10 protein-coding genes are annotated in these 13,516 nt (G+C 60.4%); 7 read left to right on the top strand and 3 right to left on the bottom strand.

Annotation, left to right across the window (positions count from 1 at the left end):
* Positions 1 to 150 precede the first annotated feature (150 nt).
* Positions 151 to 414 carry a hypothetical protein gene (locus tag BUE92_RS20095; protein WP_073525895.1) on the top strand — a complete coding sequence of 88 codons (264 nt, stop codon included), beginning with the start codon at positions 151 to 153 and terminating at the stop codon, positions 412 to 414.
* A gap of 127 nt (positions 415 to 541) precedes the next feature.
* Here BUE92_RS20095 and BUE92_RS20100 read toward each other — a convergent pair whose 3' ends face one another.
* Positions 542 to 1,645: a GlxA family transcriptional regulator gene (locus tag BUE92_RS20100; RefSeq protein WP_034128892.1), complete on the bottom strand. Its 1,104-nt coding sequence runs from the start codon at positions 1,643 to 1,645 to the stop codon at positions 542 to 544.
* 513 nt (positions 1,646 to 2,158) lie between these two features.
* Positions 2,159 to 3,535, bottom strand: coding sequence for an L-serine ammonia-lyase (locus BUE92_RS20105; protein WP_014720257.1), 1,377 nt, complete (start codon positions 3,533 to 3,535; stop codon positions 2,159 to 2,161).
* A gap of 416 nt (positions 3,536 to 3,951) precedes the next feature.
* On the opposite strand from BUE92_RS20105, the gene BUE92_RS20110 reads away from it, so the two are divergent.
* The 3 genes from BUE92_RS20110 (at position 3,952) to choV (ending at position 6,989) form a co-directional block, all read left to right on the top strand.
* Positions 3,952 to 4,899, top strand: a complete 948-nt coding sequence (locus BUE92_RS20110; protein WP_034128893.1) for a choline ABC transporter substrate-binding protein — start codon at positions 3,952 to 3,954, stop codon at positions 4,897 to 4,899.
* Positions 4,900 to 4,968: 69 nt separating this feature from the next.
* Positions 4,969 to 5,814: a choline ABC transporter permease subunit gene (gene choW / locus BUE92_RS20115; protein WP_003194913.1), complete on the top strand. Its 846-nt coding sequence runs from the start codon at positions 4,969 to 4,971 to the stop codon at positions 5,812 to 5,814.
* Positions 5,811 to 6,989, top strand: a complete 1,179-nt coding sequence (gene choV / locus BUE92_RS20120) for a choline ABC transporter ATP-binding protein (protein WP_073525897.1) — start codon at positions 5,811 to 5,813, stop codon at positions 6,987 to 6,989. The genes choW and choV overlap by 4 nt, the downstream gene beginning before the upstream one ends.
* Positions 6,990 to 7,141: 152 nt before the next feature.
* Here choV and BUE92_RS20125 read toward each other — a convergent pair whose 3' ends face one another.
* Positions 7,142 to 9,076, bottom strand: a complete 1,935-nt coding sequence (locus tag BUE92_RS20125) for a BCCT family transporter (RefSeq protein ID WP_256673994.1) — start codon at positions 9,074 to 9,076, stop codon at positions 7,142 to 7,144.
* A 390-nt stretch (positions 9,077 to 9,466) separates the two neighbouring features.
* On the opposite strand from BUE92_RS20125, the gene betI reads away from it, so the two are divergent.
* The 3 genes from betI to betA all read left to right on the top strand — a co-directional run bounded on the left by betI (position 9,467) and on the right by betA (position 13,437).
* Positions 9,467 to 10,060 (top strand): transcriptional regulator BetI, encoded by a 594-nt coding sequence (betI, locus tag BUE92_RS20130; RefSeq protein WP_054898188.1) that lies wholly within the window; start codon positions 9,467 to 9,469, stop codon positions 10,058 to 10,060.
* A gap of 110 nt (positions 10,061 to 10,170) precedes the next feature.
* Positions 10,171 to 11,643: a betaine-aldehyde dehydrogenase gene (gene betB, locus BUE92_RS20135; RefSeq protein ID WP_073525901.1), complete on the top strand. Its 1,473-nt coding sequence runs from the start codon at positions 10,171 to 10,173 to the stop codon at positions 11,641 to 11,643.
* A gap of 90 nt (positions 11,644 to 11,733) precedes the next feature.
* Entirely contained in the window at positions 11,734 to 13,437 is a 1,704-nt protein-coding gene (gene betA / locus BUE92_RS20140) for a choline dehydrogenase (RefSeq protein WP_014720262.1), read from the top strand.
* The last annotated feature ends 79 nt before the right edge of the window (positions 13,438 to 13,516 follow it).

Genomic DNA, 13,516 nt, shown 5'->3' on the forward strand with positions numbered 1-13,516 from the left:
TTCAGTGTGCCCGTTACGGGTAGGGTCAAGTACCCCGAAAACGACCTGTTCATAGCCATCCGAGCCATCGGTGGATTCTGCCCTTGCCGCGAGTCACGGGGCCTACCAGAATCCAAGTCAGTTCCCGCTCCCTACACCAGGATGACCGTCATGATGCACGCGGATTTGATTGACCAGGATGACCTGCTGGGCCACCTGCGCTCGCTGGGTTTTGAAGTGTCCAGCGGCGCTACTGCCGAGCAGGCTTGCGAGTGTGCGGTGCGCGGGTTGAGCGAAGCGCGGGCCAAGGCGCTCAAGGGCATGGTTGAAAAGATGTACAGCGGCAGCGCGACGATTTTGCCGGCGGTGAGGCAGGCGATCGACAAGCAATTGTTGCCGGCGCTGATGCAGTTCAAACAGAGCTCTGGCGCCTGAAATACATCCTCTGTAGGAGCGAGCTTGCTCGCGAAGATCGCCAACGATAACGCGGGGCATCAGATATCCCACGGCGATCTTGAGTTTTTCGCGAGCAAGCTCGCTCCTACAATAAGGCAGCCCGGTGTCAGAGCCTTACACTGGCAAAGGTCGACTCATTGCGCGCCTGGCTCAACGCCGACATCGGCCCCGACAACGGTGACAACACCAACGCCTGCGGAATCGGCATCATCGCCACTTGCTGGGTGGTGTTGGAGCCTACGCGTTCATCCCGTGGCGGAATGCCGAAATATTCGCGGTAGCACTTGGAAAAGTGCGGCGTAGACACAAACCCGCACACCGAGGCGACTTCGATGATCGACATCGGCGTCTGCTTGAGCAGTTGCCGTGCGCGGATCAGGCGCAGCTTGAGGTAGTAGCGCGACGGCGAGCAGTGCAGGTATTTCTGGAACAGCCGCTCCAACTGCCGGCGCGACACGGCAACATACACCGCCAGTTCGTCCAGGTCGATCGGCTCTTCGAGGTTGGCTTCCATCAGCGCGACGATTTCCTGCAGCTTGGGCTGGTTGGTGCCAAGCATGTGCTTGAGCGGCACACGCTGGTGATCCTGTTCGTTGCGGATGCGTTCGTACACGAACATCTCGGAGATGGCGGCCGACAATTCACGGCCGTGGTCGCGGCTGATCAGGTGCAACATCATGTCCAGGGGCGCGGTGCCACCGGAGCTGGTGAAGCGGTTGCGGTCGAGGGTGAACAGGCGCGTACTCATGGCTACCCGCGGGAAGGCTTCCTGCATCGACGCCAGGCATTCCCAGTGCACGCTGCAATCAAAGCCGTCGAGCAAGCCGGCGCAGGCCAGGGCCCAGCTGCCGGTGCACACTGCGCCAAGGCGACGAGACTGGCGTGCCTGGCTTTGCAGCCACGACACATGTTCACGGGTGACGGTGCGCTGGATACCTACGCCGCCGCACACGATGACCGTGTCCAGGACGGGTGCTTTGTGCATGGAGGCATCGGGTGTGATTTGCAGGCCATCGCTGGCCCACACTTGGTTGCCGTCGACACTCAGGGTTGTCCAGCGATACAGCTCGCGGCCGGACAGCTGGTTGGCCATGCGCAGTGGCTCCACGGCAGACGCCAGGGAAATCAGCGTGAAATTGTCCAGCAGCAAAAAGCCGATGGATTGAGGCGCACGGTTCTGGGGTTGGGCCCCGGAGTTGGTCGACGTCATCGCGGTATCTCCTCACATCACACAAAGCGGGTGGCGGCCTCAGGCGAGGCTCTTGTTATTGCGCTCGTCCTGGAAAGGAGAGGCTTTGTAATTGATAGAGCAAATGCCATGCCTAAAATTGAATGGCTATTCAAGAACTCCTGAAAACGACCTGTTGATGCGTCTATACAAGCCCGCGCGTGAAGTGCGGGATATGAAGCATAACCGGCGAGGTTCAAGGGGGGTGAGCAGATCGGTAGCACTTGTGGGAAGGCGCTTTGCGGGCGTAGGAGAAGTCTGTCACCCAAAGCACATCAGGCGTGTGATCGTGTAGGAAATCGTTCGGAAGCTACTTATCTATTTGCGACGCGCTAAAAGATGGCGATTTTGGTTGAGGGTGTTCACTTTGTGAGCAGTGTTGGCTGAGCTACCGCATTCGCGAGCAAGCCCGCTCCCACATTTGACTGCATTCCTTCAGGATCTACTCGGTCAAAGGTGGGAGCGGGCTTGCTCGCGAATTCAGGCGACTCGGTCTCAGCACTCCACAGCACTCACCGCCAACCCACCGCGTGATGTCTCTTTGTACTTGTCATGCATATCGGCCCCGGTATCACGCATGGTGCGGATCACCCGATCCAACGAGATAAAGTGCTGGCCATCGCCACGCAACGCCATTTGCGCCGCGTTGATCGCCTTCACCGCCGCAATTGCATTGCGCTCGATACACGGCACTTGCACCAGGCCGCCCACCGGGTCGCAGGTCAGGCCGAGGTTGTGTTCCAGGCCGATTTCGGCGGCGTTGCACAGTTGCTCCGGCGTGGCGCCGAGGATCTCCGCCAGCCCGGCTGCGGCCATGGCGCACGCGGAACCGACCTCGCCCTGGCAACCGACTTCGGCACCGGAAATCGAAGCGTTCTTTTTACACAGGATGCCCACCGCCGCCGCGCCCAGCAGGTAGTCGACCACGTTGGCTTCGGTGACTTCTTCACTGAACTTCATAAAGTAGTGCAACACCGCCGGGATGATTCCCGCCGCGCCGTTGGTGGGCGCCGTGACCATGCGCCCACCGGCAGCGTTTTCTTCGTTGACCGCCAGGGCGAACAGGTTGACCCATTCCATGGCGCTCAAGGTCGAGCCGATCACATTGGGCTTGTTCAGCTCCTGCAAGCTGCGGTGCAACTTGGCAGCGCGACGGCGCACGTTCAAGCCGCCGGGCAGGATGCCTTCGTGCTTGAGGCCCTGCTCCACGCAATCTTGCATGGCGCGCCAGAGCTTCATCAGGCCGCTGCGGATTTCTTCTTCGCTGCGCCAGGTTTTTTCATTCGCCAGCATCAGTTCGGCAACGCGCAGGTTGTGGGTCTTGCACAGCTGCAACAGCTCCACGGCACTGGAAAAATCATAAGGCAGCTCGGTGCGGTCCATGTCCGCCACACCGCTTTGGGCCTGGGCTTCATCCACCACAAAACCGCCGCCCACCGAGTAATAGGTGTCGCGGTGCAACTCGCCGTTTTCGCCAAACACCACCAGGGTCATGGCATTGGGATGGAACGGCAGGTTCTCATCGAGCAGGCGCATGTCGCGCGCCCACACAAACGGCACCGGCAAACGCCCGTCCAGCAGCAGCGTATCGGTTTCGCGCAGGGTGTGGATGCGTGCGCCGATTTGCGTGGGATCGATTGCGTCTGGCCACTCGCCCATCAGGCCCATGATGGTGGCGGTGTCGCTGCCGTGGCCGATGCCGGTGGCCGACAGCGAGCCGTACAGTTGCACTTCGACACGCTGCACCTGTTCCAGCCACCCACGCTCACGCAACCCTTGAACGAACAACGCCGCGGCGCGCATGGGCCCCACGGTGTGCGAACTCGAAGGCCCGATGCCGATCTTGAACAGGTCGAAAACGCTGATAGCCATTAACGTGAAACTCCTCGATAAGCACGGGCCGGGCTTGAACGAGGTGCTACGCTCAGATCGCCCAGATGGCGGCATCATCAAGCTTTTGTTCGTCATCACGGCGTCCCACACCGACGCGTCCATGCTCACCAGCGTCGCTCGCGTGCGAACGTCTATTTTGGCCGTTTTTTGCGGTGCAGAAGGGTAAAAACAGCAGTTTTACCTTCGGAAAAACCTGTAAGCGACGTCATCGGTACTGGATACGACCCTCCCTGTACTGGATACGACGCCCCCTGTAGGCGTCAGATTTTCACTGGTACATGATCAGTCTCGACTCGTTTGCACGGCACCGCGCCATCCGCTTCGTCGCACGCTCCAACCGCAACACTTATAAAGCGCGGCGAATGCCGCCAGAAAAGACACAGGAGTCTACCCACATGAAAGGTTCACCCTCGTTGTTGTTGGCCGCCATGCTGAGTCTGCCAGTCGTGGCACACGCCGCAGAACCGGAACAGTGCAAGACCGTCAACTTCTCCGATGTCGGCTGGACCGACATCACCGTCACCACCGCGACCACCAGCGAAATCCTCAAGGGCCTGGGCTACAAGCCACGCACCACGATGATTTCGGTACCTGTGACTTACAAGTCCCTGGCCGACGGCAAGAACATGGACATTTTCCTCGGCAACTGGATGCCGACCATGGAAAACGACATCAAGCAGTACCGTGATGCCGGCACCGTGGAAACCGTACGCGCCAACCTGGAGAACGCCAAGTACACCCTGGCGGTCCCTGAGGCGCTGTATGAGAAGGGCCTGAAGGACTTCGCCGACATCGCCAAATTCAAGGATGAGCTGGGCGGCAAGATCTACGGCATCGAGCCGGGCAACGATGGCAACCGCACCATCCAGACACTGATCGACAAAGATGCCTTCGGCCTGAAAACCGCCGGTTTCAAGGTGGTCGAATCCAGCGAAGCCGGCATGCTCTCCCAGGTTGAACGCGCCTCCAAGCGCAACCAGGCCATCGTGTTTCTCGGCTGGGAACCACACCCGATGAACACCCGCTTCAAGATGAAGTACCTGACCGGTGGTGATGACTCGTTCGGCCCCAACTACGGCCAGGCCACCATCTACACCAACACCCGCAAAGGCTACACCCAGGAATGCAGCAACGTCGGCCAGCTGCTGAAAAACCTGGTGTTCACCCTCGATATGGAAAGCACCCTGATGGGTAACGTCCTGGACGACAAGATGAAGGCCGATGCAGCCGCCAAGGCCTGGCTGCAGAAGAACCCGCAAGTGCTCGACACCTGGCTCGCCGGTGTCACCACCGTTGATGGCAAACCAGGGCTCGATGCCGTTAAAGCTTACCTCGCCAAATAGCACCCGCTGACCCCAGGCCGGTGCGCTGGCCTGGGATGTTTTCCCCTTCGCATGTGGACATTCACTACCATGCTGACTGAACAGAAAATCCCACTAGGCCAGTACATCGCTGCCTTCGTCGACTGGTTGACCCAACACGGTGCCAACTACTTCGACGCAATCGCATCGACACTGGAAACGATGATCCACGGCGTGACGTTTGCGCTGACCTGGTTCAATCCACTGGCATTGATCGGTCTGATTGCGCTGCTGGCTCACTTTATTCAACGTAAATGGGGACTGACTGTTTTTGTCATCGCCTCCTTCCTGCTGATCCTCAACCTGGGGTACTGGCAGGAAACCATGGAAACCCTCGCGCAGGTGCTGTTCGCCACCCTCGTCTGCGTGGTCATTGGTGTGCCGCTGGGCATTGTTGCCGCGCATAAACCGATGTTCTACACCATGATGCGGCCGGTGCTCGATCTGATGCAGACCGTACCGACCTTCGTCTACCTCATCCCTACCCTGACCCTCTTCGGGCTGGGTGTGGTGCCTGGGCTGATTTCCACGGTGGTGTTCGCGATTGCCGCGCCGATCCGCCTGACCTACCTGGGTATCCGCGATGTGCCGCAAGAGCTGATGGACGCCGGCAAGGCTTTTGGCTGCTCGCGCCGCCAGTTGCTCTCGCGCATTGAACTGCCCCACGCCATGCCGAGCATCGCCGCCGGCATTACTCAATGCATCATGCTGTCGCTGTCGATGGTGGTGATCGCGGCCTTGGTGGGCGCTGACGGCCTCGGCAAGCCGGTGGTCAATGCACTCAACACTGCCGATATTGCGCTGGGCTTTGAAGCGGGCCTGGCCATTGTGTTGCTCGCCATCATGCTCGACCGTATCTGCAAACAACCCGACGCTAAAGTAGGGGGTGATGCATGAGCATTATCCGATTTGACAACGTCGACGTGATCTTTTCCAAAGACCCACGCGAAGCGCTCAAGCTGCTGGACCAGGGCATGAGCCGTAACGAAATCCTGAAGAAAACCGGGCAGATTGTCGGCGTTGAAAAGGCCAGCCTGGATATCGAGAAAGGCGAGATCTGTGTGCTGATGGGCCTCTCTGGCTCGGGCAAGTCGAGCCTGCTGCGCTGCATCAACGGCCTCAACACCGTCAGCCGCGGCCAACTGTTTGTGGAGCATGAAGGTCGCCAGATCGACATCGCCTCCTGCACCCCCGCCGAGCTGAAAATGATGCGCACCAAACGCATCGCCATGGTGTTCCAGAAGTTCGCCTTGATGCCCTGGCTGACGGTGCGCGAGAACATCAGCTTCGGCCTGGAGATGCAGGGCCGACCGGAGAAAGAACGACGCACGCTGGTGGACGAGAAACTCGAACTGGTGGGCCTGAGCCAATGGCGCAACAAGAAGCCCGATGAGTTGTCCGGCGGTATGCAGCAACGCGTCGGCCTGGCCCGCGCCCTGGCGATGGACGCCGATATCCTGCTGATGGACGAACCCTTCTCGGCCCTCGACCCGCTGATTCGCCAAGGCTTGCAAGATGAACTGTTGGAACTGCAACGCAAGTTGAGCAAGACCATCGTGTTCGTGAGCCACGACCTGGATGAAGCACTCAAGCTCGGCAGCCGTATCGCGATCATGAAAGACGGCAAGATCATCCAGTACAGCGTGCCGGAAGAGATCGTGCTGAACCCGGCGGACGACTATGTGCGCACCTTCGTCGCCCATACCAACCCGTTGAACGTGCTGTGCGGGCGCAGCCTGATGCGCACCCTGGATAACTGCACGCGTGTGAATGGTTCGGTATGCCTTGATCCGGGTGGCGACTCCTGGCTCGACCTGGCCGATGGCAACACGATCCGGGGCGCACGCCAGAATGGCGTGACGATGAACCTGCAGAACTGGGCGCCAGGGCAAGCCGTGGAAGGGCTGGGCCGCGTACCGACGCTGGTGGACTCGAACATTGGCATGCGCGATGCGTTGCAGATTCGCTATCAGACCGGGAACAAGCTGGTGCTGCATGACAACAACAAGGTGGTGGGGATTTTGGGAGACAGTGAGCTCTACCACGCCCTGCTGGGCAAGAACCTGGGCTAGAAGACCCCCTGTAGGAGCGAGCTTGCTCGCGAAAAACGAGCAAGCGACACGGGCTACCAGATTAGCGCTGCGTTATCGTTCACGTCTTTCGCGAGCAAGCTCGCTCCTACAGGGAGCCGGGGCGTCAGGACGACGCCACCGGCTTTCACGCATCAGCTATAGACCCGGCCAAGGAGCTGCCGATGGCTTTCAAACTGATCGAGCACATCCCGGGTGATCTGTTCCTGGGTGAAGCCCATCAGGTCATACTCCTGCGGCCCGTTGTGCAGGTACACCTCGGCACGGTAGTAACGGGTGCGCTCTTCCTCAGGCAGGTCAGCCGGCGCCGCCGAGTAGCCATCCAGGCTCACTTCGTAGACAAACGGGTTACCCTCGTCCATCTCGATCCGCACGCCGATGCAGCGTTTGGATTTGCCCAGCAGGGTCTGCACTTCCAGGCCCTGATCACGCAACGCACTCGCGGCTTCTTCCAACGCCGGCGTTACGTGCTTGTCCATAAAGCGCTGCACGGTGGCCTGGCTCGGTTGCAGGTCCAGGGCGCTCAAGCGCTCGCTGAAACCACGACGCCCGCGTTCAGCCAATTGCGCCTGCTCCTGTTCGATGGCCACGTCCTGGCGCATGGCCTTGTGCAAACCGAACATAAAGAACACCAGCACCACCGAGAACGGCAGCCCCGCCAGCACCACCATGGTTTGCATGGCTTCGAAGTTACCGGCAAACAGCAGACCGATGGTCACCAGGGTGATCACCGCCGACCAGAAGATACGCAACCAGTGCGGCGCATCTTCATCCACGTTGCCGCCCTTGCAGGACAGGTTGGCCATCATCACCGCGCCGGAATCCGCCGGGGTCAGGAACAGCACAAAGCCCACGAAGATCGACACGCCGATCACCACTTTCGACGCCGGGTAATGCTCAAGCAGTTGGTAGATGGCCATGGACGGTTGTTCCAGCGCCGTCTTGCCCAACTCCACCGCCCCATGGTTCAACACCAGGTCCAGGGCCGAGTTGCCGAAGATCGACAGCCACGCCAGGGTAAAGCCCAGCGGGATCAGCAATACGCCAGCCACCAGCTCGCGCACGGTACGACCACGGGAAATACGCGCGATGAACATGCCCACAAATGGCGCCCAGGAAATCCACCAGGCCCAGTAGAACAGAGTCCACAGACCCATCCAGCGTTCGGTCTTGGCACCGTCGCCTTCGTACACATACAGGTCGAAGGTTTTCAGCACGATACCGTTGAGGTAATCACCGGTGTTCTGCACCAGGCCATTGAGCAGGTGCAAGGTAGGGCCGAACAACAGCACGAAGATCAGCAAACCGCTGAACAGCACGATGTTGAGGTTGGACAGGCGGCGAATACCGTTTTCCACACCCGACACGGCGGCAATGGTCGCCACGGTGCTCATCACGATGATCACGATCAGCAGGTTGGTATTGCTGTGCTCCATGCCGAACAGGTTTTCCAGCCCCGACGACACCTGCATCGAGCCGATCCCCAGGTTGGTCACCAGGCCCAGCAGGGTCACGAACATGCCGAAACCGTCTACCGCGTGGCCGGCCGCGCCCTTCACCCAACGCTCGCCCACCAGCGGGTACAGCGCCGAACGCAGTGCCAGCGGTTGGTTGTGACGGTACGCAAAGTACGCCACGGCCAGGCCGACCAGCGCATAGATCGCCCAGCCGTGCAGGCCCCAGTGCAGGAAGGTCAGTTGCAGCGCCTGGCGTGCCGCGCCATTGCTGGCGGCAGCGCCTTCGGGCGGGTTGAAGTAGTGGTCCAACGGCTCGGACGCACCGAAATACAACAGCGAGATGCCGATACCGGACGAGAACAACATGCCGGCCCAGGCGCCATAGCTGAAGTCTGGGGTATCGTCCTTCGCACCCAGCTTAAGTTTCCCATAGGACGAAAACGCCAGGCCGACCACAAACACCAGGTAGGCGGCGATGACCACCATGTAGTACCAGCCAAAGCTTTTCGACAGCCAGGCCTGTGCTACGCCGAGCATGCGCCCGGCCTCCTGCGGGGCGACGATCAGAATGGCGGTCAGCAATAAAATCAGCGCGGTGGAGGTGTAGAACACCCAACCGTTGACCCGGACCTTTTCCGGTGGGGTCTTTATAAGAGAGGCAGAACTCATGGCGCAGATGCTCCAGGCAGTGCGAGAGAGAAACACAAGGCAACGGTTATCCCGGGACATCGATTTTTCGGCAGTCGACGGACGGGTGTTATAAAGACACCCCGAAAATTCTTGAGCCCGCCGAAGCGGTGATCAGGCTCTGAAGTGGCCTGTTTCAAGGGTTTTTGCAGGTGTCGAAGGTTGCAGCTCGCAGGTAGGAAACATCTGTAGGCAGCGACCATTTGTCGCAGATCTTATTCTTTGTTGATTGAACGTTCAATCAAAACAAAATAGACTGGCCCTCAAGCCGATGGACGTGGATCGCCCATCGGCAGGCCTAAGGAGAGGTGCTACATGCCCAAGGTCGGTATGCAACCCATACGCCGCCAGCAGTTGATCGAAGCCACGTTGACGGCCATCGATCGGGTCGGGATGGGAGATGCCAGCATTGCGCTGATCGCCCGTCTGGCCGGCGTCTCGAACGGCATCATCAGCCACTACTTTCAGGACAAGAACGGCCTGATCGCAGCGACGATGCGCTACCTGATGAATGCGCTGATCGAGAACGTGCAAGAGCGCAGGCGTGCCTTGAAGGATGACAGCCCACGGGCGCACCTTCAGGTGATCATCGAAGGCAACTTCGACGCCAGCCAGGTCAACGGCCCGGCAATGAAAACCTGGCTGGCCTTCTGGGCCACCAGCATGCACCACCCGTCATTGCACAGGTTGCAGCGGATCAACGATCACCGTCTGTATTCCAACCTGTGTTGCCAGTTCCGCCGTGCGATGCCGTTACCCGAGGCACGCAGCGCAGCCCGCGGGCTGGCGGCTTTGATCGACGGTTTGTGGTTGCGCGGCGCCCTGTCGGGAGACGCTTTCGACACGGAGCAGGCGCAACGGATCGCTTACGAATACATGGATTTCCAATTGGCCAAGCAGGTGAGTTAGAGCCCTTATAAATGCTCAACCCCTGAACGTCCGCCGCTCAGTGTTGCCACACCCCCATGGCCCACTGTTCGGCGGGTAACGCCAACCACTTATGCACTTGCGAGGACTTTATGGCCCGTTTCGACCTGCAAAAACTCTACATTGACGGCGGCTACAGCGACGCTGGCAGCGATGCCACCTTCGAAGCCATCAACCCGGCTAACGGTGAAGTTCTCGCCCAAGTGCAACGCGCCACCTTCGATGACGTTGAACGTGCCGTGGTCAGCGCTGAAAAAGGCCAGAAGATCTGGGCTGCCATGACCGCCATGGAGCGTTCGCGCATCCTGCGTCGTGCCGTGGACATCCTGCGCGAGCGCAACGATGAACTGGCCGCCCTGGAAACCCTGGACACCGGTAAAGCCTTCTCCGAAACCAAATACGTCGACATCGTCACCGGCGCTGACGTGCTGGAATACTACGCCGGCCTGGTGCCTGCCATCGAAGGCGAGCAGATCCCACTGCGCGACACCTCGTTTGTCTACACCCGTCGCGAGCCGCTGGGCGTAGTGGCCGGTATCGGCGCGTGGAACTACCCGATCCAGATCGCCCTGTGGAAATCCGCACCGGCCCTGGCTGCCGGTAACGCGATGATCTTCAAGCCAAGCGAAGTCACCTCGCTGACCACCCTGAAACTGGCCGAGATCTACACCGAGGCAGGCGTTCCAGCGGGCGTGTTCAACGTACTGACTGGCAGCGGCCGCGAAGTCGGCACCTGGCTGACCGAGCACCCGCGCATCGAAAAAGTCTCCTTCACCGGCGGCACCGACACCGGCAAGAAAGTCATGGCCAGCGCGTCGAGCTCCTCGCTCAAGGACGTAACCATGGAGCTGGGCGGCAAGTCCCCGCTGATCATTTTCGACGACGCCGACCTCGACCGCGCCGCCGACACCGCCATGATGGCCAACTTCTACAGCTCCGGCCAGGTCTGCACCAACGGCACCCGCGTGTTCGTGCCCAAGCACCTGCAAGCGGCGTTCGAAGCCAAGATCGTCGAACGTGTTGCGCGTATTCGCATCGGCAACCCGGAAGACGAAAACACCAACTTCGGCCCGCTGGTCAGCTTTGCCCACATGGAAAGCGTGCTGGGCTACATCGCCAAAGGCAAAGAGCAAGGCGCCCGCCTGCTGTGCGGCGGCGACCGCCTGACCGAGGGTGACTTCGCCAAAGGCGCCTTCGTGGCCCCGACCGTGTTCACCGACTGCACCGATGACATGGTGATCGTGCGTGAAGAAATCTTCGGCCCGGTGATGAGCATCCTCACCTACGAGACCGAAGAAGAAGTGATCCGCCGCGCCAACGACACCGACTTCGGCCTGGCCGCTGGCCTGGTGACCAAGGACCTGAACCGCGCCCACCGCGTGATTCATCAGTTGGAAGCCGGTATCTGCTGGATCAACGCCTGGGGCGAGTCCGACGCGAAGATGCCGGTTGGCGGCTACAAGCAGTCGGGTGTGGGCCGTGAGAACGGCATCAGCTCGCTGAACAACTTCACCCGCATCAAATCGGTACAGGTTGAGTTGGGCGATTACGCCTCGGTGTTCTAAGAGCCGAGCCTTGTATTGCCTTTGAGGCCGCCATCGGGGGCAAGCCCCCGATGAGGCCCGACCTGACTAGACTTCAAGAGGGTGCATCCAATGTCCCAAGAATACGATTACATCATTGTGGGTGCCGGCTCTGCCGGTAACACCCTGGCGACCCGTCTGACCGAAGACGAAGGCGTCACCGTTTTGCTGCTGGAAGCCGGTGGCCCCGACTACCGCCTCGATTTCCGTACCCAGATGCCAGCCGCCCTGGCCTTCCCGCTGCAAGGCCGCCGCTACAACTGGGCCTACGAAACCGATCCAGAGCCACACATGGACGGCCGCCGGATGGAATGCGGGCGCGGCAAGGGCCTGGGTGGCTCTTCCCTGATCAACGGCATGTGCTACATCCGTGGCAACGCCATGGACTACGACAATTGGTCGAAGCTGCCGGGCCTGGAAGACTGGACCTACCTGGACTGCCTGCCGTATTTCCGCAAAGCCGAAACCCGCGACATCGGCCCCAACGATTGGCACGGTGGCGATGGCCCGGTCAGCGTGACCACACCAAAAGCGGGCAACAACCCGCTGTTCCACGCCATGGTCGAAGCGGGCGTACAGGCCGGTTACCCACGTACCGAAGACTTGAACGGCTACCAGCAAGAAGGCTTCGGCCCGATGGACCGTACCGTCACGCCGAACGGCCGTCGCGCCAGCACCGCACGCGGTTACCTGGACACGGCTAAAAAGCGTTCGACCCTGACCATCGTCACCCATGCCCTCACCGACAAAGTACTGTTCGAAGGCAAGCGTGCAGTGGGCGTGCGTTACCTGATCGGCGCCGCCGAAGAACGCGTTGAAGCCCGTGCGCGGAAAGAAGTGCTGGTGTGCAGCGGCGCGATCGCTTCGCCGCAACTGCTGCAACGCTCCGGTGTCGGCCCGGCCAAACTGCTGGAAAGCCTCGACATCCCGGTGGTCCACGACCTGCCGGGCGTCGGTGAAAACCTGCAGGACCACCTTGAGCTGTACCTGCAATACGCGTGCACCCAGCCGGTGTCGCTGTACCCCTCGCTGCTCTGGTACAACCAGCCGGCGATTGGTGCCGAATGGCTGTTCAACGGCACCGGCATCGGCGCCAGCAACCAGTTCGAAGCGGGCGGTTTTATCCGTACCCGTGAAGAGTTCGAGTGGCCAAACATCCAGTACCACTTCCTGCCGGTGGCGATTAACTACAACGGCAGCAACGGTGTGAAAGAGCACGGTTTCCAGGCGCACATGGGGTCCATGCGTTCGCCAAGCCGTGGCCGTATCCAGCTGAAGTCGAAGAACCCACGGGACTACCCGAGCATCCTCTTCAACTACATGGCCACCGAGCAGGACTGGCAGGAGTTCCGCGATGGCATCCGCCTGACCCGTGAAATCATGCAGCAGCCGGCACTGGACCCGTACCGTGGCCGCGAAATCAGCCCCGGCATTGAAGTGCAAACCGATGAACAGTTGGACAAGTTCATCCGCGAGCACGCCGAGACCGCGTTCCACCCGTCCTGCTCGTGCAAGATGGGCACCGACGAGATGGCCGTAGTCGATGGCGAAGGCCGCGTGCATGGCATGCAGGGCTTGCGTGTGGTCGATGCCTCGATCATGCCGATCATCACTACCGGCAACCTGAACGCGCCAACGATCATGATCGCCGAGAAAATCGCCGACAAGATCCGTGGCCGCAAGCCACTGCCGCGCAGCACCGCCGACTACTACGTGGCAGGCGATGCGCCGGTGCGTGGCAAGCCGTTGCGTGAAGTGGGGCCATTGGCGCAGTAACCGAAACACCTTGTGGCGAGGGAGCTTGCTCCCTCGCCACGGGTCATCAGCTTTCCTTGATCAGCTCCCCGCCCAGGCC

Source organism: Pseudomonas fluorescens (genome assembly GCF_001902145.1).
Lineage (GTDB): Bacteria > Pseudomonadota > Gammaproteobacteria > Pseudomonadales > Pseudomonadaceae > Aquipseudomonas > Aquipseudomonas fluorescens_BV.